Source organism: Agrobacterium sp. rho-8.1, from assembly GCF_033957725.1.
Taxonomy (GTDB): domain Bacteria; phylum Pseudomonadota; class Alphaproteobacteria; order Rhizobiales; family Rhizobiaceae; genus Agrobacterium.
Genome location: NZ_CP192791.1, coordinates 133,446 through 155,136, shown reverse-complemented (window position 1 = coordinate 155,136; position 21,691 = coordinate 133,446). Strand labels below are relative to the sequence as shown.

Annotated in this window: 23 protein-coding genes and 2 pseudogenes; 5 read left to right on the top strand and 20 right to left on the bottom strand. The window is 53.8% G+C overall.

Annotated features, from left to right (window positions below; genetic code table 11):
* Positions 1-166: 166 nt before the first annotated feature.
* Together RMR21_RS24515 and RMR21_RS24510 are read right to left on the bottom strand one after the other, a co-directional pair.
* A pseudogene (locus RMR21_RS24515) lies at positions 167-781 on the bottom strand (dihydrodipicolinate synthase family protein); the annotation flags it as partial.
* Between the two features lie 344 nt (positions 782-1,125).
* A complete protein-coding gene (locus RMR21_RS24510) occupies positions 1,126-1,497 on the bottom strand; it encodes a nuclear transport factor 2 family protein (RefSeq protein WP_498672343.1) in 372 nt (123 codons plus the stop codon).
* Positions 1,498-1,682: 185 nt separating this feature from the next.
* On the opposite strand from RMR21_RS24510, the gene RMR21_RS24505 reads away from it, so the two are divergent.
* Positions 1,683-2,081 carry a (R)-mandelonitrile lyase gene (locus RMR21_RS24505; RefSeq protein WP_498672673.1) on the top strand — a complete coding sequence of 133 codons (399 nt, stop codon included), beginning with the start codon at positions 1,683-1,685 and terminating at the stop codon, positions 2,079-2,081.
* Positions 2,082-2,274: 193 nt separating this feature from the next.
* Here RMR21_RS24505 and RMR21_RS24500 read toward each other — a convergent pair whose 3' ends face one another.
* Positions 2,275-2,865 (bottom strand): suppressor of fused domain protein, encoded by a 591-nt coding sequence (locus RMR21_RS24500; protein ID WP_498672341.1) that lies wholly within the window; start codon positions 2,863-2,865, stop codon positions 2,275-2,277.
* A gap of 205 nt (positions 2,866-3,070) precedes the next feature.
* On the opposite strand from RMR21_RS24500, the gene RMR21_RS24495 reads away from it, so the two are divergent.
* The gene (locus RMR21_RS24495; RefSeq protein WP_498672338.1) at positions 3,071-4,036 is read left to right on the top strand and encodes an alpha/beta hydrolase family protein; all 966 of its coding nucleotides are present in this window, start codon (positions 3,071-3,073) and stop codon (positions 4,034-4,036) included.
* A gap of 144 nt (positions 4,037-4,180) precedes the next feature.
* The gene (locus RMR21_RS24490; RefSeq protein WP_498672671.1) at positions 4,181-4,264 is read left to right on the top strand and encodes a phosphotransferase-like protein; all 84 of its coding nucleotides are present in this window, start codon (positions 4,181-4,183) and stop codon (positions 4,262-4,264) included.
* Positions 4,265-4,645: 381 nt separating this feature from the next.
* Here the strand turns inward: RMR21_RS24490 and arsH are convergent, their stop codons facing one another.
* The 12 genes and pseudogenes from arsH to RMR21_RS24430 all read right to left on the bottom strand — a co-directional run bounded on the left by arsH (position 4,646) and on the right by RMR21_RS24430 (position 14,572).
* Complete coding sequence (gene arsH, locus RMR21_RS24485; protein WP_498672336.1) at positions 4,646-5,356, bottom strand: arsenical resistance protein ArsH; 711 nt, start codon at positions 5,354-5,356, stop codon at positions 4,646-4,648.
* A complete protein-coding gene (gene arsC, locus RMR21_RS24480; RefSeq protein ID WP_498672334.1) occupies positions 5,349-5,774 on the bottom strand; it encodes an arsenate reductase (glutaredoxin) in 426 nt (141 codons plus the stop codon). The genes arsH and arsC overlap by 8 nt, the downstream gene beginning before the upstream one ends.
* A 2-nt stretch (positions 5,775-5,776) precedes the next feature.
* Positions 5,777-6,835 (bottom strand): ACR3 family arsenite efflux transporter, encoded by a 1,059-nt coding sequence (gene arsB / locus RMR21_RS24475; RefSeq protein ID WP_498672332.1) that lies wholly within the window; start codon positions 6,833-6,835, stop codon positions 5,777-5,779.
* Entirely contained in the window at positions 6,835-7,185 is a 351-nt protein-coding gene (locus RMR21_RS24470; RefSeq protein ID WP_498672330.1) for an ArsR/SmtB family transcription factor, read from the bottom strand. The genes arsB and RMR21_RS24470 overlap by 1 nt, the downstream gene beginning before the upstream one ends.
* Before the next feature lie 59 nt (positions 7,186-7,244).
* Positions 7,245-8,618 (bottom strand): annotated as a pseudogene (locus tag RMR21_RS24465) (ISNCY family transposase).
* Positions 8,619-8,739: 121 nt separating this feature from the next.
* Positions 8,740-9,750, bottom strand: coding sequence for an IS30 family transposase (locus tag RMR21_RS24460; protein ID WP_498672328.1), 1,011 nt, complete (start codon positions 9,748-9,750; stop codon positions 8,740-8,742).
* A gap of 126 nt (positions 9,751-9,876) precedes the next feature.
* Entirely contained in the window at positions 9,877-11,469 is a 1,593-nt protein-coding gene (tnpC, locus tag RMR21_RS24455) for an IS66 family transposase (protein ID WP_498672327.1), read from the bottom strand.
* A gap of 73 nt (positions 11,470-11,542) precedes the next feature.
* Positions 11,543-11,887, bottom strand: a complete 345-nt coding sequence (gene tnpB, locus RMR21_RS24450; protein ID WP_498672324.1) for an IS66 family insertion sequence element accessory protein TnpB — start codon at positions 11,885-11,887, stop codon at positions 11,543-11,545.
* On the bottom strand, positions 11,884-12,231 hold the full coding sequence (locus RMR21_RS24445; protein ID WP_498672322.1) for a transposase: 348 nt from the start codon (positions 12,229-12,231) through the stop codon (positions 11,884-11,886). Before RMR21_RS24445 ends, tnpB begins: the two co-directional genes overlap by 4 nt.
* 344 nt (positions 12,232-12,575) lie before the next feature.
* A complete protein-coding gene (locus RMR21_RS24440) occupies positions 12,576-12,983 on the bottom strand; it encodes a hypothetical protein (RefSeq protein WP_498672320.1) in 408 nt (135 codons plus the stop codon).
* A 132-nt stretch (positions 12,984-13,115) separates the two neighbouring features.
* On the bottom strand, positions 13,116-13,928 hold the full coding sequence (locus RMR21_RS24435; RefSeq protein WP_498672319.1) for a hypothetical protein: 813 nt from the start codon (positions 13,926-13,928) through the stop codon (positions 13,116-13,118).
* Positions 13,929-14,026: 98 nt separating this feature from the next.
* Positions 14,027-14,572 (bottom strand): GrpB family protein, encoded by a 546-nt coding sequence (locus RMR21_RS24430; RefSeq protein WP_498672318.1) that lies wholly within the window; start codon positions 14,570-14,572, stop codon positions 14,027-14,029.
* Between the two features lie 200 nt (positions 14,573-14,772).
* On the opposite strand from RMR21_RS24430, the gene RMR21_RS24425 reads away from it, so the two are divergent.
* Entirely contained in the window at positions 14,773-15,276 is a 504-nt protein-coding gene (locus RMR21_RS24425) for a P-loop nucleotide/nucleoside kinase family protein (protein ID WP_498672316.1), read from the top strand.
* A gap of 168 nt (positions 15,277-15,444) precedes the next feature.
* Here the strand turns inward: RMR21_RS24425 and RMR21_RS24420 are convergent, their stop codons facing one another.
* The 3 genes from RMR21_RS24420 to RMR21_RS24410 all read right to left on the bottom strand — a co-directional run bounded on the left by RMR21_RS24420 (position 15,445) and on the right by RMR21_RS24410 (position 18,718).
* Positions 15,445-16,611: an MFS transporter gene (locus RMR21_RS24420; protein ID WP_498672314.1), complete on the bottom strand. Its 1,167-nt coding sequence runs from the start codon at positions 16,609-16,611 to the stop codon at positions 15,445-15,447.
* Positions 16,612-16,755: 144 nt separating this feature from the next.
* Positions 16,756-17,148, bottom strand: coding sequence for a cupin domain-containing protein (locus RMR21_RS24415; RefSeq protein ID WP_498672313.1), 393 nt, complete (start codon positions 17,146-17,148; stop codon positions 16,756-16,758).
* A gap of 142 nt (positions 17,149-17,290) precedes the next feature.
* Complete coding sequence (locus RMR21_RS24410; RefSeq protein WP_498672312.1) at positions 17,291-18,718, bottom strand: ISNCY family transposase; 1,428 nt, start codon at positions 18,716-18,718, stop codon at positions 17,291-17,293.
* Between the two features lie 449 nt (positions 18,719-19,167).
* Here RMR21_RS24410 and traR point away from each other — a divergent pair, with 449 nt between their 5' ends.
* Complete coding sequence (gene traR, locus RMR21_RS24405) at positions 19,168-19,872, top strand: autoinducer-binding transcriptional regulator TraR (protein WP_498672309.1); 705 nt, start codon at positions 19,168-19,170, stop codon at positions 19,870-19,872.
* Positions 19,873-19,875: 3 nt separating this feature from the next.
* On the opposite strand, the gene RMR21_RS24400 is transcribed toward traR, so the two are convergent.
* On the bottom strand, positions 19,876-20,181 hold the full coding sequence (locus tag RMR21_RS24400) for a transcriptional repressor TraM (RefSeq protein WP_498672307.1): 306 nt from the start codon (positions 20,179-20,181) through the stop codon (positions 19,876-19,878).
* A 226-nt stretch (positions 20,182-20,407) separates the two neighbouring features.
* Positions 20,408-21,673, bottom strand: coding sequence for a peptidase T (gene pepT, locus RMR21_RS24395; protein WP_498672306.1), 1,266 nt, complete (start codon positions 21,671-21,673; stop codon positions 20,408-20,410).
* Positions 21,674-21,691 lie beyond the last annotated feature (18 nt).

Below are 21,691 nucleotides of genomic sequence, written 5' to 3'. Positions count from 1 at the left end.
GTCTGTGATGACAGTGAAGCATATGAGCTGAACGAGGTGCAATGGTCGAGAGGATTGCAACTCTTTTGCCCGGAAGGTTGGTGATCCGAGTCGCACAGGTTCGGCTAAGAGGCATTTGCTCGTCCTAGCGCTTGGTCGATCATCAACCAGACAGCGTCGGGAGTTGTCACGCCTTTGCTACCAGAAGGCCATACTTCTTCAGGATTTCCTCAATCTTTTGATCCTGTGCAGCATCGGGAAGCAATGCAGGCTGGCGACTTGCGCCGACAGATGCGTCCTGCAAATAGAGCGAGCGCTTCACCATTGCTGGCGGAAAGCCATGGGCATAGAGTTCCGTTCGGAAGGCCGTGTAGATCGACTGCTGCCGTGCTGCTTGCGCAAGGTCTCCGGAATTGAAGCCGTTGACTATGCCTGCGAGTACGTCCGGCATAGCGTTTCCAAGACCGGAGATACAACCCGTGGCACCGTTTTGCAGCGCCCAGAGTACGAGATGATCAGGGCCGGAATAGACCTCGAAACCTTCGACGTCCTTTGAAACCTGCAAGTAGGCTTCCAACGTTTCTTGCGAGCCGCCGGAATCCTTGATCCCGGCTATATTGCCATGGGTCGCCAGTATTCGCGCAGTCTCAGGTTCGATGTGGTTTTGTGTGCGTGCTGGAATGTCGTAGAGATAGACTGGTGTGCTGACCGCATCTGCAACCGTCGAAAAGTGACGCACCAGGCCGTCTTGGGTGCAGGCGATGAAGAATGGCGTTATCACGGCAATGCCGGTCGCGCCTACCGTATGATGAACATGACGGACTGAGCGAAGTCGACTCCGACAAAAAGCACCAGCGCGCCGGTAGCGGCAAGGACAAACTTGTGTAGCATCTGTACCTTAACAGGGGAAAGTCGCGGGGGCAAAAGTTCGAGGGCACAAACTTTTATCCGGGCGGAGGCTGCCCCCCGCGACGCACGTGAAATGCGCAGAGATCGGATTGGTCCGATGGCTCCTATAACCCATCGCCTTAACCAAGCATCATCTCGCTAAGGGCAACCCAACCCGGCCGATGACCTCTTTCATGGTAGGGTAGTAGTGGTTACTCCTGCGGCGTCGTGGATTGCCACTGGAATAATGTACCAACGCTAAATCACGGTTCCTTGATGGAAGACAATTTTCCAACCAAAATCAGTGGAGCGCCAAATTGTTGAACGGCGACTGACACGGCGGGGTTCATCCAGAATGTAAGAGACCAGGTAGAGATCGTCCGCCAACACAGTCAGGCTGAAATCGCGGCATGGCCAGTCATGTGGCTCGGAGGCAGTCGCATAGCGTTCTATCAGCGTCTCAATGACCACACTGCGTTGATAAACCTTTCCACTCGCGCCTATTTCCCAAAAGTTGGGATCGATCATCGAATCGAGGTCTTTTCTTGAAGTACCGAACTGTCGACGATGAAAGATCGGCTCACGGATAGAGAGCTCGTCCAAGATAGCGGCAAGTTTCTGATCATCCATCGCGCAACTATTACCGCCTCGCTATCATGCGACAAGTACTTTTGTCCGCTGTGGGCCAAGAGAAGACTAGCGGATAGGTGCCACTTTTTTTGTTTTCAGAGGTAGCAGCCTTTGTAGGGGCCTTCATCGGAACTATGGTGGACAAAAGCTCATCAATAAATCCCAACAATGGAAAGGATTTTTCAATGGACATTAAACGTAATGGCTTCAAGCCGTCAGCAAAAGGTCCGGAAGATTGGTTTACTGGAATTGTACGGATTGATAGTCCGTTTCAGGCAGAAGCACCGTCTAGGGTCGGTGGTGCGACCGTCACCTTTGAACCAGGTGCGCGTACTGCATGGCACACTCATCCCCTCGGACAAACCTTGCTCGTTACCTCGGGGCTTGGATTGGTCCAGCGCGAAGGTGGGCGGATAGAAGAAATCCGTCCAGGCGATGTTGTTTGGTTTCCACCCGGCGAGAAGCATTGGCACGGTGCAACCGCCACGACTGCCATGTCCCACATAGCCATCAACGAATTCCAGGACGGCCGGGCGGTAGACTGGATGGAGAAGGTTACGGACGATCAATATCTCGGCAAATAGGTGTTAGCTCAACACCATTGGTCGCGGGACTCTCAAGCCTATCGTGATGTGCTTATCAACGGTGGTCAGGAAATATCCAGTCTGAGGTTTCAAGCAAAATTACTGTTTTCCCCGACGGATGCGGACATGATGGTAGCCGATGTATCGATAGTGGCTATTGCTTCAAAAAATCAGACTGAACGCGCCGTTATAGCTACACGGCGGATAGACGATCAATATTTTCCCATTCGATATCTTCTCTTTCAAACAGGTCCTCTAACACATCAGTAGAATTTTCCTGCGCGTAAGAAATCTCCCTTTCGGATACCGGAAGCACCTGTAGCCAAGACACACGCTGACCAGAAAAGACCTTCTTGTCTTCCAGACCATCATAAGCAAAAGGAGTTGTAAGAAATGCGTGCGGCACATGGCCTGAGTTTCGAAACTGCCCGATCAAGTTGTGCAAGAAGATGCCGGGTCGCGCAAATCCTTTAACCTTCCCTACAAAGACAGCAGCTCGAAACAGCGCTTGCTCCATATCAGCGTCTTGACCTGTTTGTGCAGAGGCAATGAATTCAACTCTGGTGTCCGGATATTCTGCCCCGTCATCTTGGAAAAGAGGGTAACTTGATGTGCCGATTGTGCTCATTGTTACCATACCCGGCGATGGGTAGTCAGCCATGCTTGCAACCGCGATGAAAAATGGATCGTCCTTGGTTTCTCGATGGATGAAAATTTTCGGCCGGTTTCCGAACACCTCTTCGAGATGCTTTGCGATAGCTTTCTCGCAAGGACTGATTTCCATCGTTCCATTTCCTATTGGTTGCATCTTATTGGTTTATCTAACCGCATTTGAGAAATTCCGCTATCATCGACAGTATGCGACCTATTCTCCGAGCAACCCAATTTGGCTGTATTGCGCCAAAATCAGTGATAGCCGCTGTCTAAAAAACAGGAACACAAGTGTCGCTTTAATCGTAACTTCTAGAAAAGGCCCGCAAGGAAGTTTCATGCGTCCATTCAATGTCGTCATTGCGACCCTAGCCTTTTCCATTTTTTCGGGGGGCGCGACCGCTCAATCGTTGCCTGATCCTGAAATGTTCGATCCAGCGAAGGTGATCGCCGGAATCAGGATCGAGCGATCTGATTGCGCGAAGATGGAAGCCCGGCAGACCGCTGTTTGGGTCAAGGTCGAAGGCAAGGGTTATTGTCTCCGCTATTACGCGTCGGGATTCAGTTCGGGCGGGCCAAATCCTGTTGTCGCCGCTTGGTTACCCGGCGACGTCATGGGAGGCCCCAAAAGCGTAGGTCACCAAAAAGGGATCGGGGTTGCCTCAATGATAGCGCAGTCCAAATCCTTATCTGATCGCTACGGGGTTCCTTGGATATTTGTGGCAAGGCCTGGCAGCTACGGCAGTGCCGGGAAGCACTACGAAATCAGGCATAAGCCACTCGAAGCAAAACTTGTCGCCGCTCAGATCGATGCTTTGAAGGAACGGTATCGTATCGAATACTGGGCCTTGGGAGGGCATAGTGGGGGCGGGACCTTGGTTGCTGAGTTCCTCGCACGTAGGGATGATATCCACTGCGCCGTCCTTTCTTCCGCAGCTGCTGCCTATCGTGAACGGCTGAAGCAGCGTGGGTTCACGAAGCGGCTAAATTCGGAAGTCTTTTTTGACCCCTACGACGCGCTCGATCACATACCAGGCCAGTCTGATCGACGCATTTTCGTGCTCGCCGATCCGCGTGAAACGAACATACCATTCGGCACTCAAAAGCTGTATTTTGATGGGTTAAAGGCGAAAGGACATGCCGCTTGGATGTTGCCGCTCCAAAAAGCACTTGCTCCGAAATATCATAGCCTCGTGGACTTTGGAGAAGCCGCCACAGGGATGTGCGCGAACGGCACGCAGACCAACACTATTGTTCAAACCTTACAGGCCATGCCTTCTCAGTCAGAACGCATTACGAATTGATCATTATGAGGTTTTCGCAAAATTAGGACTGTAGCGACGAATCTTCGAAACGACCAATATCCGCGAAATGCGATGAAGGCACTAATGCGCCATTTGCGGACATTGATGTGTGATGTGCCTTCTTGAAAAAGTGGGGAATGGCGAATGACACAAATTATTTCTCTTCATGGCGCGTCGAGCAGCGGCAAGTCAACCATTGCGAGAGTGCTGCACTTTTGCCGCCACTAGCTGATGGAGGCGTCTCCGGTCGGCGAGGGTAATCTGCGTATAGCGTAGGGACATGCCAAAATCTCCAAAGTGAAGCCATTAAAATTACTGGAATGTCGCACTTGGAAATAGAATGTACCCGGCTACAAAACAATGTGGCAGCAACTTTGAAATGTCGCGGATTTCGCAGAGTTAAAATGTCGGTTGTAGCTGTGCCAGCCGGTTAAAGATACAACACTTGCGCCGACGGTCAGCCCCCGACCGGACCGGCTGGGCCGGGTTGCAATGGTAGGGAGGGGGCGGGTGATAGAACACCGCTTCGGCTTTAGCTTCCTCACTTTCATAATCGAGCTATGTCTCGAACCACCATTCAGCGCCTGGCATGGTGGCGGTTTGATCCTGTCAGATCGACCTAAGAGAGACCCGTTTCTCCAGCTCGACTGTTTCTTCTTTCCGCTCACTATAACGATTGGTCAGATAGGACGACGCATCTCGGGTCAGAATCGTGAACTTCACCAGTTCCTCGCACACATCGACTACCCGATCGTAATAGGACGACGGTCTCATTCGGCCTTCAGCGTCGAATTCCTGAAAAGCCTTCGCCACGCTGCTCTGATTGGGGATCGTAATCATTCGCATCCAGCGACCGAGGATGCGCATCTGGTTCACGGCGTTGAACGACTGGCTTCCACCGGACACTTCCATGACGGCCAACGTCTTGCCCTGCGTTGGCCTTACAAAGCCGAGCGACAGTGGAATCCAGTCAATCTGCGACTTCAATATTCCAGTCATTGCGCCGTGGCGCTCCGGGCTGATCCATACCTGGCCTTCCGACCAAAGAGAGAGATCGCGCAGCTCCTGCACTTTGGAATGACTGACAGGCGCTTCGTCGGGAAGCGGCAGTCCGGCCGGATTGAAGATCCGGACCTCACAGCCGAGGTGTTGGAGGAGCCGGCGAACCTCAAAGGAGAGGAAGCGGCTATAGGACACTTCCCGCAACGAGCCATATAGGATGAGGATCCTCGGCTTGTGCGTCGAGAACATCGGACGCAATGGTTCGAGTTCAATCGGCTGGAAATGCTGTTCGTGTAGTGCGGGCAATGTCTCAGACAATACGGTTTCCCTTCTGGTCGAGGACTTGTTCGCCGTCTTCCTTGGTAAAAGGCCCTTTGAGCGCGTCGGCTGGCAGAATATCGAGCACCGCTTCGGAAGGACGTGCAAGCCGGGTACCCATCGGTGTGACGACAAATGGTCGATTGATCAGAATGGGCGTAGCGATCATCGCTTCCAGTAATTGTTCATCGCTCAGCTCCGGATTGTCGAGACCGAGTTCGGCATAGGGAGTTCCTTTCTGACGGATCGCTTCGCGAACGGTTAGACCAGCATTCGCAATTATCTTCGAAAGCTGATCACGTGATGGTGGGTTCTGAAGATAATCAATGACCGTGGGTTCGATTCCAGCCGCGCAGATCAGCGCAATCGTGTTGCGCGACGTTCCGCAGGCCGGATTGTGATAAATGGTTGCGTCCATGGTCAGGTCCTTTCGGGGATGGTGTTACGGGCGACGGCCGGCGATGTCTCGTACCAACCCTTTGATCTGTTCACGATCCAGACGACAGATAGCATCACCGGCACCTCGATCAGGACGCCAACAACCGTAGCCAGGGCAGCACCCGACTGGAAACCAAAGAGGCTGATTGCGGCGGCAACCGCGAGTTCGAAGAAGTTGCTGGCCCCAATCAGCGCGGATGGGCCAGCGACGCAATGCCGTTCTCCGGCCATCCGGTTCAGGAGGTAGGCAAGTCCTGAGTTGAGGTAAACCTGGATGAGGATCGGCACGGCGAGAAGCGCGATGATGGTAGGCTGTGCGATGATCTGCTCGCCCTGGAAGCCGAAAAGTAGAACCAACGTCGCCAGAAGCGCCACAAGCGACATCGGCTGGAGCTTGGCAAGAACGGTATCGAGCGCGCGTGTCGTTCCGTTGATCGTCAAACGGCTGCGCAGCACCTGGGCTATGATCACGGGCACGATGATATAGAGCGCAACCGACAGCACAAGCGTTGCCCATGGCACGGTGATGGCCGACAGTCCGAGCAGAAGACCGACGATCGGAGCAAAAGCGACAACCATAATAGCGTCGTTTAAGGCAACCTGCGAAAGGGTGAAGAGCGGTTCGCCACGTGTCAGGTTGCTCCAGACGAAGACCATTGCGGTGCAAGGAGCCGCCGCAAGAATAATAAGTCCGGCGATGTAGGAATCGATCTGATCAGCTGGCAGATAGGGTCGGAAGAGCCAGCCGACGAACAGCCACCCTAGCAACGCCATGGAAAACGGTTTGATCGCCCAATTGATAATCAGCGTGACGCCGATCCCGCGCCAGTATGAGCCGACCTGGGCCAGCGATCGGAAATCAATCTTCAGTAGCATAGGGATGATCATCAGCCAGATCAGGACTGCGACGGGGATGTTGACCTTGGCAATCTCGGCGGCGCCGATGGTCTGGAAGACACCAGGCATAAAATGGCCGAGCGTCACGCCGACCACGATGCAGAGAAATACCCAAATGGTCAGGTAGCGTTCGAAAGCAGACATCAGCAAGACCCTCCTGGGGCCGCACACGATGTCAGTTCAGCAATCAATGGCGCGCAAAGCTCTGTCGAACCGCCGCAGCAATCCTTGAGCAGAAAAAGTGTGACGTCGCGCAGAGTATCGAGATCGGCACGATAGATGATTGATCGGCTTTGTCGCTCGCTTTTGACAAGGCCGGCGCGTAACAACGTTGCGAGGTGAGCAGACATCGTATTTTGCGGGACGTCGTTGAGCCGCGCGAGCTCACCTGCAGGAATGCCATCGGGTTCGTGGCGCACGAGCAGCCGAAACGTTTCCAGTCGTGTTACTTGGGCGAGCGCGGCAAGCGCTGCAATTGCATCAGTGTTTTCCATATATCCAGAATAATGGATATAATAATTCTGTCAATCTGAAAGACGCCACACGATGAACATCACTCCGCAGCATTGATGCGCGCGAGCGCCTTTTGTCGTCTTGCGATGACTTCCGGATCGTTCATGAAATCTGTCCGCGGACCGGGTTTGCGGCCTCTCGATTTATAGCCGATCTTGTCGCTGTTGGTCTTCACCTCAGGCGCTTGAAATTTATCCTGCTGCTCTTTGATGTAAGCGAGCACATCCCCAAGCCGCTTGTTCTCTACGACCGCTGTATGCGTCACGCGCTGGTCCTTATCGAATATCCTGTATGCCAGAGAGTGACCTTTCCAGCGGATATCCAGACGGCCATCCGCATACGCGTAGGTTTCTACATACTTTCCGGCCAGGCAACGCGTGACATCGTTCTCTTCAAGCATGATGCGTTTGCGCTCATACGAGAATGCCAGCTGCATGCTGACACACCGTAGTTCTCGCTTGCAGAGCACATCCTGCATTCTACTCGCTGCTATGTTGATAGGTCGATGAAGATCGTCGCAACGGGCAGGGGGGACCGCAAAGCGCTCATTGTAACGCTTCATGAACGCGGGAAGAAAGGAGTTGCCGGTTTCCATGTCGCTGATATCCGCAAGCCGTAATTCCTTGACTAGTCGATCCTGCAATGTCCTGTTCATTCGCTCAACACGGCCCTTGGCTTGGCTGGAGTTCGCGCAAATGATCTCGATATGCAATTCCGAAAGTGCACGTCCAAACTGGGTCATGCCTTGGCCGCCCTTGGGATCTTTCCGGGCGACCCGAAAGACCGAGTGCTTGTCAGAATAAAAGGCAACGGGAGCGCCATGTTGCCTCAGATAAAGCTCAAGCGCCTCGAAATATGTAAAGGCACTTTCGGAGCGAACGAAGCGCACCTGCATCAGCTTGCCCGTCGCGTCGTCAACGAATACCAGCAGAGAGCAGGCCGGCCCACGGTCCTCAAACCAGCGGTGGTTTGACCCATCGATCTGAACAAGCTCGCCATACGCTTCGCGTCGCAACCGCGGCTGATGAAATGTTCGACGCTGTTTCCTGGAGAGCCAGATTCCCGCCACCTGCATCCATTTGCGCAAGGTCTCGCGTGAAACCGTCACGCCGTGCTCTTACTGGAGCTTCTCGGCCGCAAGCGTCGGCCCAAAGTCGAGATAGCGTTCGCGGATCAGCATCAACACATAGTCGCGTATACCATGGCCGATCCGGTTGTTCGAAGGCCGACCGATCGCCTGATGTCGTAATGAGGCCGCGCCGGTTTGTTCGATCCGGCAAAGCAGTCGCTGCACATGGCGTATGCTGACTGCCAGAACATATGCCGCAGACACCACAGTCATGCGGCCATCAATGACTTTCGATAGAACCTCGATCCTTTGCAGGTCGCGTTCGCTCATCGTAATCAATCCCATCTGCAATCTCCCAGACGTCAATCAGACGCGGAGAGTGTGACATTCCAACTTTGCAGAAACAGGACACTTTAACTTTGCGGTGTGAGTTCATGCTGAATCGCGACTTACGGGGCATCCAAAGCTAACTTGCGTGCCGCATCTGCGCGAGAACTTTCTTGCGAAAAACTTCTGCAGGCGTTCGATAGCCAAGGCATTTGCGCGGCGTTGCGTTGAGCTGGCTGCAAATTTCTATCAGGTCCGCGTCGGTGACCGTCAGGGGATCGACTTCTCTCGAAAGCCATTTTCGCACCCGGCGGTTGGTATTCTCGACAGTGCCTTTTTGCCACGGCGATTGTGGATCACAGAACCACGTTTGCGTACCGATACTTGCATGAAGATAAGGCCAGTCAGCATACTCTGTTCCGCGGTCGAACGTGATTGATCGGCGGGCGAGGTGGGGCAGGGCTTGCAGCGCACGAACAAGGCCATCCATAACGGGCCGGGACTGTCTGTCGTTGTTGCGTAGAAAGATTGCAAAGCGGCTGACCCTTTCCACAAGCGATGTCACGTTTGCTTTTCCAAACTTCTTTCGAAACTGGATAAGATCGCATTCCCAATGGCCAAATTGTTTGCGATCGGCAACGACATCTGGCCGGCGCAAGATGTTGAGTTCTGGGCTAAATCTTTGTCCGTGCTTGCGTTTTGCATGTCGTGGTCGCCGTCGAGCGCGATGCTCTGGCAGATGCCGCCATAGCTTGATCGCATGTCCATCGGACGAGTATGCAAACTTATAGATCGTTTCGTGACTGACCGAGATAGGATGGCGCTCCAGGCGCATACGGCCAGCAATCTGCTGCGGCGACCAACCATGCATGATGCGTTCGATCACCGACTGTCGAACGTGAGTGAACCGTGCCAACTTGCGGAGTTTCGCACGTCGTTCACACGACATCGCATGCGCAGTCACGCAGTAATAGCCGGTCAGATCTGGCACGACCTTGTCGACAAACGTGTTGCGTTTGATGTCACGAAAAACCGTTGAGCGATGCCGACCGAGCTGCTCTGCGATTGCATCAACACTCAGCCCGGCCGTTCGCCAGCGGGCGATCTTACGACGTTCATCGAGATCGATGTGGGAGTAAGGGCGTTCCATTGCATCTTCCTTGTGGCTGATAACCCATTGGTATCATTCGCAAGTCGCACTTCAAGCTTGAACCCACCCGGCTACATACAATGTCAAAGCTGATTAGAGTTGCGGTAAGCGGCAAGCTGAGACCGTTCAGCGCGTGTAATTCCAGGGCATGAGTGCATCGAGATCGCTGCTGGGCCAACCATTGGCTATGCGCTCGAGTGTCTGGGTGAGCCAGGCCTGCGGATCGACATTGTTCATTTTCGCTGTTTGAAGGAGCGTGGCGATTGTTGCCCAAGTCCTTCCACCGCCATCGCTGCCGGCGAAGAGGCTATTCTTTCTGGTAATTGTCTGGGGCCGGATTGCACGCTCGACTATGTTGTTATCGAGCTCGATGCGGCCGTCGGTGAGAAAGCGCTCGAAGATGGAGCGACGCGAGGTGGCATAGCGGATCGCCTCGGCCAGCTTCGACTTGCCAGAGATCCGCGGTAGGGTCTTCTGCCAGAGGGCGAAGAGCTCCGTGACAACCGCAGCAGATGTCGCCTGGCGCGCGGCGACACGGGCGTCAGGGCTTTGCCCGCGAGCCGTTTCTTCCACCTGCCAGAGCTTCGCCATCAGTTCCACCGTCTCTGTGGCGATCTTGGAGCTGTCTGAGGCGTGGAGCTCGTAGAACTTGCGCCTGCTATGGGACCAGCAGTAGGCCAGCATCACGCCGTCATTGCCTCCGTCAGATCTGGCAAGCTTGTTATAGGCACCATGTCCGTCAACCTGCAGAATACCGCGATAGCCACTCAGATGCCGGGCGACCCGATCGCCAGCACGGCTATCTTCGAAGCGATAGGCAACCATCGGCGGGCTACTGCCACCGAAGGGTCTGTCATCGCGGGCGTAAGCCCAAAGCCAGGCCGTCGTGGCCGATCCGGATCCGGGCGCGAGTGTGGGCAACGTCGTCTCGTCAGCGAAGATACGCTCAGCCTTCTTGATCTCGGCGAGAATGTAGTCGGCGAGGATATCAAGTTCAAAGCCAAGCTTACCCATCCATTGAGCCATCAGCTTCCGGTCAAGCTCGACCTTGTCGCGGGCATAGATTGCCTCCTGCCGATAGAGCGGAAGGCCATCGGCATACTTCGAGACGGCGATCTGGGCGAGAAGCGCTTCCGTCGGAATGCCCGCCTCGATAATGTGCGCGGGTGCGGCGGCCTGAATGACGCCGTCTTCATTTTTGAAGGCATACTTCGGTCGGCGTGTGACGATGACGCGGAACTTCGCCGGCACGACGTCAAGTCGCTCCGAGACGTCTTCTCCGATCAGCACCTTCTGTTTGCCGACGTGTTCGGGCAGTTCATCCGGCTCGATCACCACTTCGACCCGTTCCAGATGCGGTGCGAAGCCTTTGCGCGGCCGCGGCGGACGTTTGCTGTCGGGATGGGTTGCGCCCTTGTTGACCTGGGCTCGGATCGCAGCGATGCCGGTCTCGATTTCCTCGAAGACAAAGGCCTGCTGCTCATCATCGATGCCTGGAGAGCCGAGTTTTTCTGATCGCCGGCCAAAGCGGGCACGATCAAAGGCTTTCAGGATCTGGGTCAGTCGTTCGATGCGTTCATCAGCATCGGCGTTTCTGGCTTTCAGGTCTGCGACCTCGCTCTCAAGAGCATCGGTGCGCGCTGCCTTCTGGGCCATGGCAAGGACCATAGCTTTCAGGGTCTCTATATCATCCGGGAGCTGCAGATCGGGCGGCGTCATGACGTCTACTAGAGCATATTTTGCTCCGATTTTCCTGCCCTTTCAGGCGGTTGATTCACTTTGCCGCAGGCATTTACCCAACAATCTCCGGCGGCTTCACCGCCACCGAACGCACCCGTTTCCAGTCCATGCCGTCAACGAGCGCCATGAGCTGGGCATGGTTGAGCTGGACTCGGTTGTGGCCTATCCGCGGCCAGCAAAACTGCGCCTTCTCCAGCCGCTTGGCGTAAAGGCAAACCCCGGATCCATCCCACCAGACGATCTTGATCCGGTCGGCCCGTTTCGCCCGGAAGACATAAAGCGAGCCGTTGAACGGATCACTGCCAGCATCCTGCACCAGCGACAGCAGGCTGTCCGGCCCTTTGCGGAAGTCGATGGGATGGCTGGCCAGGAAGACCTTTACACCTGCGGGGATCATGCTGAGCGAACCGCTCGGATGACACGCTGCAGATGCGCTTCTTCAACATGCCGGCCGACCCGCACGACGATACCGTCAATGTCGATTTCGACGAGGGGGTCGGGGTCAGGTGCGACGCTCTGCGGATCAACTGGTGCTGCTAGTCCAGACTCATCACTGCCCAACAGTTCTCTACGCCAGCGGTAGAGTTGAGACGGCAAGATACCGATCTGCCGCGCCACGGCAGACATGTTCACACCAGCCTGACATGCCTGCTCAACCGCTGTGGCCTTAAACTCGTCGGACCAGAACCGCCGCAACTGTCGCGGCGACCCGTCAAGGCGATCGGGCACTGCCTCGATCATTCGCATCAACCCAAGGCTAGCCGCAGGTCTAGACATAGATCCTCACATTCAGAGAACTCGTATGCCCGACATACCCTACTCAGCATCAGACGCGCCAGATGGGGTCTCCTTGCCGCTTACGAGTTGCGACGCCGCCAGCCCGTTAGAAATGCGACACTAACCGGCATCTTGCTCTGCCGGTCAGCCCCCGACCGGACCGGCTGGGCCGGGTTGCAAGGGTAGGGAGGGGGCGGGTGATAGAACACCGCTTCGGCTTTAGCTTCCTCAGCCGTTATAACTGCTTTGCGCCGATTTCGGACAAGCACCCTCGACGACTTCGCACTAATGCCGTTATTCGCCTCTCCTCATGAGCGGTCAATTTTTACGGCTCTAGCCAGTACATATGCGCGTTTGATAAATAGACAAATAGACAGTTTTGCTTTTTCCTGTACTGATCTGGCAATGAGAAAGTTTTGGCTAATACCTTTTAATGTTGCTGCTCGCGCCGCCGCAGCCTTTGCTGCCATCTGGTGGATTTTGATATCAATATCGCTAACAACATGGTTCTTTATGATCCAGATCGGAGTTTCGGGCTGCGAGCATGGAGAATTCGGTAATTTCGAGTGCTCGTCTTTTCTCTGGTATGCAGGAATATTTCCAATGCTAACGGGGTTCTGGATCGTTTCGTTTGTTATCTTGTCTGCCACCGTTCCAATCGGGGCGACTGAACTGCAGTTCGCGATTATGTTTTGGATCGGCACGGCAATTCTCATAGTTTGGTGTATCCGAAGTCCGTTGCTATTATTGAAACGCGTTTTGAAGGGATTGCAGTAGGGCCGCCGGCATAAGGTCTTGCGCCCGACAACATATAGGATAGCGGCACGACCGCTTTGGGCCAACAGCGGTCATGCGCAGCAGGCAGCCAGCGCGACAAGATCATTCCTTAAGGGACGGCTTAGTTTGAACCGTTGATGCAAATGCATAACTTGGCCGCGATAAACCACCAATAGCCGACCAAGTGCGCCGAGGATCATATCGGCATCATATTCGCAATAAGAGCCCGCAAGGACGTGGCGTACATCCGGGCTAGACCGTCGGTCAAATTTAGCTATTACCGTGGTCTCAGGAGTTCGGTTGTTAAGCCAATCGTCCGACTTCATCATGTGTTGACGCAGTTCATCCAGCAAAGTCTGTGAGTAAAAGAGTTCTCCGCGCTTGGCTCGCCTGTATGCCTCATGCGCTGCCGCTAGCCCCTTGCTTATGGAAAAATCGATGTCATCTGCCGTTACTGCGAAATTTAGACATTTGGAATGATCAACGAGGCCAGCGACAATCTTTTCAGGGTCGTGATGAATGATCACAGGCAGCCCATACCATGGTGAAGGCGAGAGCGCTTCAGCATCCAGATAGAATATATCGACTTTGTTGAATGGGCTAAAATGCGAAACACAGTGACGAGCGCCCGGTATCCACTCGTTGAACAGGAAGCCAGGCCATTGTTTCGGAAAGTCCCGACGATGGTCTACAAACCAGTTATGGCGTTCATGACGTACAACAACGCGAAGGTCTATATCGGAGTAGGCGTCCGAATTTCCCGCTGCAAGTGAGCCTGAAACGAATAGGCCCAGTACATCGGGATCAATACTAAAGTGCTCAATGGCGACCGAAATCAATCGGTCTCTTGCGTCTGCCAAAGCTGTTAGATCAAGGTTAGCCATAACGCGATCCTACCAAAAGACATGATGACTGCAATGGGCCAAGTTGCGGTCTTCGGCTTTGCGCCAATTGCGGTCATTACCTTTTTGTAGCGCAGTTTTCAGGCATCGCTCGGCGGTGGCTGCCAACCTGTCACAGCCGCCCATCGATCTGCGCGACGAATGACATTCCAGAAAAAATCATCTTTGCCGTCAGTGTAGGCAGCTCTGTCAGTCCCATGGCATTCCGCCAATGTGGACTTCAGTGCCACGTAAGGCGCATGTTCATCAACGTGCTCTCGCATGTAATCCCGGAACAGCAACGCCCATTGTTCGTGCCAACTCCCGGATCGTCGCACATGAATGTGCGTACGTTCGTCGCCGGGGAGTTCTCTGAAGTACCGCTTTGTAAGTTCCGGGTTGGTCGAACGCCATGTGTACCCACATCGTTCCAAGGGGGCGACGAGCGCTTCCACCGGACCGAAAGTCTCAACGGATATCTGAATGTCTATTATCGGCTTGGCGGCGAGGCCATGAATTGCGGTTGAACCTATGTGGTCAATTCGCATCGCCAGCGGCCCAAGCTCGTTTCGGAGGCGTTCGGCTTTGCTACGAAATTTTGAGGTCCAACCACTAGACCATGCATTTATGACGATAAGCTCACTCACAGCCGATTGAAGCTCCGTTTAACTGCCGTATCCGACCCATCATGGCATTAGGCCGAAACCATTTCTAGTATGTTACAGTTGATGAGCCGTATGCTGTAAGAGTGACCGCTTCGGGCTAAAGGCGTCTTCCGCTTCGCGCCAATCGGAGACATTGAAAGATAATTCGGTTAGGTTGGGATTGCCGGGGGCGGGGATGAACAATGCTTATAATTTTTGGCGGACTGCCTGGATCAGGAAAAAGCACCGTTGCTCAATCGTTGGCACAGAGAATTAGGGCGCTTTATCTGAGAGTGGACACGGTCGAACAGGCAATCCGTACATCCGCACCATTGGCGGAAGGACTGGATGTTGGCCCAAGCGGGTATGTAACAGTCTATCGATTGGCAACCGATAACCTGCGGCTCGGGCACATGGTTATCGCAGACTCCGTGAATCCCTTGGTTACAACCCGAAATGCATTTCGAGACGTAGCTACTGAGTCTGGTACGAAATTCATCGAAGTCGAAATTGTTTGCTCTGACGCTGCGGTCCACCGCCATCGCGCCGAGACAAGACCACTGTCTGTCGATGGACTATCCCCGCCATCATGGGCAGCAATCCAGAACAGGGACTATGAGGCTTGGATACCCGATCTGCGCCTAGACACTTCTCTTCTGTCTGTCGAACAAAGTGTTGCGGAGATCGTGAGGAAACTCGCTGGATGACCGCAATGGGCCAACTGCGGCCTTGGCAGCGTTGCGCCAATTGCGGACTTCGCTTTTCAATCGAAACTTAGTATTCTAAGAAGGTTCAGTCATAGTTGATCTTATCGACAACATGGCTGCTCGGGGCTGCATTGCTGACTGATAGTCGCCCTCTTAGGCATCTGATTTTTATCGCGAGTGCTTACGAAACATTGACGTGAAAAGTAGAAGAGCGGCGAAAGCAGCGACAACCGAGGCCACCCGGATAACTGCTCGGAAATCGTAGGCTTGCGCTATTAGGCCGGTCGCGGGGCCCGCAAGAATGCCGCTAACACTCAGAACATTCCAGTAAAGCGCGGTGGCCTGTGCCGGGCGATCACTGGAAAAAGATTGCACGAAACTGATGCCGATGCTGGCATAGAGGCCGTAATACAGGCCCTCCAAGGCCGCGCCTGCCAACATCTGTGGATAGGAGAGCAGCAGGATCGTTACGGTTGCCAGCAGCGCCACTGCGACAAGTGGCCCTTTCAGGCCAAAGCGGGAGATTATCATTGGCGTGGTGAAGATCGCGAGGACCTCCACAAAGGTCTTCATGCTGAAGGCCGTGCCTGGCGCATAACCCGGTAGCCCGACTTCCCGCACGTAGAACAAAGGCAGTGCGCTAAATGTCAGAGAGTGTGCTGAGGAAAGGCAGAACACGAACGCGGCCGCCAACCACAGGCCGACGTCCTTGTTGGAAGAATTTGCGTGCACTGATCCTGACTTCGGACGAAGTGTCATATCGCGCGGGATAATTATCCACCATATCAACGCCCAGCAGCATGCTAGGGCAAAAGCGAGCTTGAAGACGGCAGCTTCGCCGAAGCGCTCAGCGAACAGGAAGGCGACCGCCGGGCCTATCATCCAGGCGGTTGATGTCGTGGCGCGCAGGAATGCATTGGACCGCCCACGCGTAATCTTGCCGCGTTCTGCTACGACCGCCCCGAGGCTGAACATGGTGGATACCGCACTACTGCTCAAACCAAATCCAAGCACGCCGAATGTCAAAACGATCCAGAAGGACGGTGAAATTGACAAGGCACTCGTGGCGAGAAGATAACCCGCCAGTGCGACACCGATCAGCGGAAAAGGAGCAATTCCTGCATCCAGCCAGCGACCAAAGGTGCGGGTGCAGATTATGCCGAGCACGGTAACGCCCGCCGCATAGAGGCTGAGTGTCCACGGCGCGCGCCCCAAACCCTCCACAATGTAGTAAGCCATGAACGGCCCGATCATGGAACTGCAGGTCGTACCGATAAACAACACAAGCAAGAAGGGGTAGAGCGAGAGCGAACGGCTGCTTATCGTCGCACTCATAGAAATGCCTTTCGAGATACTGTCATGCATATTTCCAAAACGGACAAATTCAGATCGGTAGGCAGGAACTATGACAGCCGTATAACAGGCTAGTTGTATATGAAGAAATGGATGGTTGGCTCGTCCGCTTCGGGCCAGTAGCAGTCATTCTGCAGACGGTAGTTCAAGGCCGTTCGGCAATGAAACCCAAATGACTGTCTGGGCCTCCGGTGAGTGCCGCGACAGGTGGCCTCTTCCGTATGTGTCTTCAATGAGCACGAAACTGCCCGCCCCGACGTGACGCACCTCACCATCGCTGGTCTCATACTCCACAGAACCGTCAAGCCTAACGGTCAGCACCGGTTCCGGAACCGTATGCCATGTCACTTCTCGCATCCCGGCAGGAATATGCGTAATGCGCACGCGGGAGGCTGAGTAACTGGCTGTGACATCGAAGGGTTCGGCATCAGGATGAACCGGCCGTTTCGTCGTCGGTAAATCTATCTCTTCAAAATGAGACTCGCCGTCTGGCGTAACGTAGATGCGCAGGCACTTCATCGGAAGGCTCCCTTTGACTAAGAAGAACAAAGGCTCGGAAGAGCAAAGAAATCTAACACAACACACTGATGACACTACTGTTGCAGATCGACAAAGCAATCCAGAAATTATGAGTGGTGGTGGGGCAGGGCAAAAGCTGCCTTCATTCAGCTGCTTCCATTCGCGCGAGCGCCTTTTGTCGTTTCGCGATCACCTCCGGATCGTTCATGAAATCTGTCCGCCGACCGGGTTTGCGTCCGCGCTTTTGATAACCGTTGCTTTGGCTACCGTCTGGAATCTCAAACATACTGTTGGTCTGTCCGGTTCGCCGTGGACCACGCTTGCTGCGCTGTAGGTCGCGGTCTTGCTGAATCTCGGCAACGAGTGACAGCATGTCATCCAGTCGCTTGTTCTCAACCACAGGCGATCGATGAACCGATCGCAACGTGTCGAACGTTCTATAGGGTAGGGTGAAGCTCTCATGCATGATCTCGAGCCGGCCATCCGGATAGTCGCACACAATGACTTTCTGGCCTGCGAGCGCCGTTGCATGTTCCGTAGGATCGAGGATGAATATCACCTTGTCGTAGCGCAACGTCAGTGATTGCGACAGGGTGCGGACTTCCTCGCGGCACATCGCACCGTCAAGGTTCTCATGGGCGGCGAGGGGACGGTGCATATCTTTCGGATTACGTGGTGGCTTGCCGAAACGCGCGTTGAAATCGACAATGAATTCTGGAGCATAATTATTGGCAGCCTCTATCGTGTCGATACCGCGGAGCCGCAGCTCCTTAACCAGTCGATCCTGCAGGGTCTGATTGGCCCGTTCAACCCGGCCCTTGGCCTGTGGGGTATTGGCGCAGATGATGTCTATGTTCAGCTCATAGAGTGCGCGTCCAAACTGCGTCAAACCACTGGTCCGATCTTTCTGCGAAGCATGCGTAGAACGAAACACACCATGCTTGTCGCTGTAGAAAGCAAGCGGTTTACCCCATTGTTGCAAATAAGCTTTTGTCGCATGCAGATAGTCGAATGTGTTCTCAGATCCGGCAAAGCGCAGGTGCAATAGCTTTCCGGTGGCGTCATCGATGTAGACGAGCAGGGCGCATTTTGGGCCGCGGTTCTCGAACCACCTGTGATGGGATCCATCGATCTGCACGAGCTCGCCAAAACAATCACGCCGGCCGCGTGGTTGATAAACTCGCTTCTTGCGTTCTTTCCGTGAGATCCAGATGCCCGCATCAGTCATCCATTGGCGTAACGTTTCCTTGCCGATCGCCAGTTGGTGAAGTTCAATCAGCTTCTCGCGCGCCAACGTGGGGCCGAAATCAACATAGCGCGCTCTGACTAGATCAAGAACCGCGTTGCGGAAATCGTCGCTGTGACGCCGGTTGCTTGGTTGCTGGCGTTTCTTCGAGACGAGACCTGGCGTGCCGTCATTCTCGTATGTCTTCACTAACCGGTGCATCTGGCTTCGGCTGATGCCCAACACACCGGCGGCCTGGACGACGCTAAGACGCCGATCATTGATCTTCTGGATGACTTCGAGGCGATACAATTCTTTCTGCGACATGGTGATCAAAAAGGACATGACGACTCCGAACGCTTCTGACCGCAGTCAGGCTGAACATTGCCGCGCATCCTTGCTCCCAACGTTGATATTGACCAGCGTCGTCGTGCGAGGAGAGTGTCGCATTTCTATCCGGCCCAACTGTTGCATTACTAAATGGGCGCTACATACAATGATTGCATAACAAACATTATGGAACTAACGGCTCATTTTGGAAGTGTTGTTTTTGACGTAAAGCCGTACAAAGTATGGCGGTTAGTGCGCTAGGGAACCCCGGGGCATCCGCACGAAGGAACAGCGTCACCCGACCGACTTCACAAGAAATTGTTTGCCAGTTTCACGCAGCAACGGCAGCCTCTTCTTTTCAACCGTTGACACAGAATACAATTTCACAACAATTTATGGTTTATAATTGTAGTTATTGTTTATCGATGAAACGGAGCCGCCGAGGCGTTCAAAGAGAGCACACAATGCAGCAATGGATTGACAAGCTGACAGATCTCACCGCACTCGAACTCGATCAGGGAAAAATTGAAGACGCTCTGAACCAACTTGCTGAACTGAGCGGTTTCAGTGGATACGCCTATCTCAACATCCAGCCTAGCCATACCCTGGCCTTGTCGAGCTATCATCCAGATTGGCAATCAGCCTATTTCAAGCGGAAGTATGTGTCGATCGACCCAGTCATAAAGCGGGCTAAATCCGTGAAGCGCGCTTTTACTTGGGGTGGGGAACAGGAAATGCTGCGGCTTTCGAAGGCCGAACGGTCGTTTTTCGCATCTGCAGCTGAGTTCGGGATCCGATCGGGCCTCACCGTTCCCGTTAGAACAGCAAATGGGGCGATATCAATGTTTACCATGGCCTCTGAGAGGCCGTCACTCCTTTATGACCAGGAGATCGATGCGATCGCCGCTGCATCAGCGGTCGCACAACTTCATGCCAGAATTACTTGTCTTAAAGCGAAGCCCACAAGCGAGACCGAGGCATATCTAGAACCCAAAGAGGCGACTTACCTCAGATGGATTGCTGTCGGCAAATCGATGGAAGAAGTGGCGACACTAGAAGGGGTCAAATACAACACGGTGCGCGTAAAGCTTGCAGAGACCAAGAAGCGATTTAACGTGCACACGACAACGCATCTGCTGGCACTTGCAATCCGGCTAGAATTAATCTGAATCTTAATTCAGAGATACGTCCGGAATATAGCCAAGAATAATGATCAACGTGTTGACGACACTCTGCTGCGCATGCATCGCAATGCTTGCCTCAATCGAACAAAGATGCTGACTGCCCCCAACCGTTTTCCCCGTCTTATAGTCGTCCGGCAAAGCTTGGAAAAGTTTGTCGGCTTTGTCGACCAAAATCCGGTGGGTGCGGATAGCATCGACTGTCAGTATCTCTAGATCGGTCACTGAAAGTCCACGCGTGAGCCCTACAACGGGTCTAATAAGCTCAGCTTGTTGCATCAAAATATCGGATTTCATTCGATCCCTCCCCGGGATTTTTCTTGGATTCTTCCGCAATCTGCATTTGCTTTGAGCGTCCATCACATGTCGAGGCTGATCATCAGTGGACCCAGACGCAAACAAATGAACTGACATTAGGTCATACAAAACGCCGACCTTTGATTCCCACGCGTAAGAGTTCCGGTTGTTTTTATTTCGTCACTGATTCTACAATGTGAAACGTCTCATACTTTGCAAGATAATTTCATCTTTGGCCCCGAGTGGCACTTCCGTGCTCTGTCGCGAGGCGACACAGCATCAGAGCGGTTTCATAAGATTTTTCGAAAGCAGGAATGGGCAGGAATTCGAAACGCGAATGGAAATTATACGCGCCCGTAAAGAAATTTGGTGTTGGCAATCCCCGGGCAGACAGCTCTGCCCCGTCTGTTCCACCACGCATCGGAATGAGTCTCTTGTCGATTTCTAGTTTTTCGAGCGCATTGAACAGCAGCACAGATGCACGGTTATCGTCCGCAAGATAATCGCCTATGTTGCGATATGTATCGGTGACATTGTGTTTTACTATTCCATTAGGATAGAGCGATCTGATCAGGTCAGCGACCTCACCGATCCGCTTTTTGCGTTCTTCGAATTCATCCTTGTCGAAGTCGCGTATCATGACCTTGAGACGAGCTTCGCTATCATTGGCGCAAAGATCCTTGAACCAGAAATAGCCTTCGCGGTGTTGTGTGCACTCGGGTGTATCCTTGCGGTCGAAATGCGCGATGAAGTCGATCGCCATGAGAAGCGGATTGACCAAAACACCCTTTGCAGACATCGGATGCGCGCTGACACCGGTAAAAACGATTTCCCCGGAGGCGGCATTGAAATTCTCAACAACGACTTCACCCAGTTCGCAGCAATCGATAGTGTAGGCGAAGTCGCAAGGAAACCGCTCTAGATCGAGCGCCTTTGCCCCCCGCAAGCCGATCTCCTCATCGGGCACAAATGCGACGATAATATCGCCATGGATCTGAGTCGGGTCGAGACGCGCGATAAGCGTCATGATGACGGAGATTGCCGCCTTGTTATCCGCACCGAGCACACTCGTTCCGTCGCCGACAATAATATCCTGATCCTGCCATGCGACGATTTCGGGGTGATCTTCAACACGAAGCCAGATATCTTTTTCGTCATGAAGACAAATATCAGAACCATCAAAGCGTTTGATCTGCGGTGAGATGATAGCAGACAGTCCCACATCAACCGTATCGAGATGCGCAATAAACCCGATGCGGGGAACGCCCGGGCAATTGCCACGCTTTGTCGCCGTAACGATGGCATGGTTGTCGACTATAACATCGTCCAGACCAAGGTCTTCGAGTTCCTTGGCCAGCAGTTGAGCGAGTTCCAGTTGACCCGACGTTGATGGCAGATGCGTCGAGCTGGCATCACTTTGACTCTCGATGGCGACGTATCGAAAGAACCGCTCAACAAGCTCCTCCCTGATGGTAGTAAAACTGTGCCGCATCGTAAATAACCCCATTAT